Origin of the sequence: Bacillus sp. SD075 (genome assembly GCF_017355165.1) — a bacterium.
In the GTDB taxonomy this organism is placed as follows: domain Bacteria; phylum Bacillota; class Bacilli; order Bacillales; family DSM-1321; genus Peribacillus.
In genome coordinates, this window is record NZ_JADILK010000129.1 from 1 (window position 1) to 292 (window position 292).

1 pseudogene is annotated in these 292 nt (G+C 31.2%); it reads right to left on the reverse strand.

Going from position 1 to position 292, the window contains the following annotated elements:
- Positions 1 to 108: 108 nt before the first annotated feature.
- A pseudogene (locus IOC57_RS25580) lies at positions 109 to 292 on the reverse strand (IS110 family RNA-guided transposase); the annotation flags it as partial.

The following is a 292-nucleotide window of genomic DNA, read 5'->3' on the forward strand; positions in this document are numbered from 1 at the left end:
TAAGAAACCTGGTACTCGTACATATTTGAAATCCTACGAATAAGACAACATTCAAAATTAAAGTTAACTATTTTGAATGATACATTCTATATAACTAATGTTTTATTTCTATGCTGCTAATGGGATCAATACTTGGACTTTATTTGGACAATAAGATTCGTTTCGTCGTGCTATTCCTACAAAAATCCTTGCTAGTTTACCTATGAGTTTCATGATTGATTTCATTTTCTTTATCTTCTTTACCTTCACATTATGGGAATGGACGGCCTTAAACTCAGAGTTATTCATCACA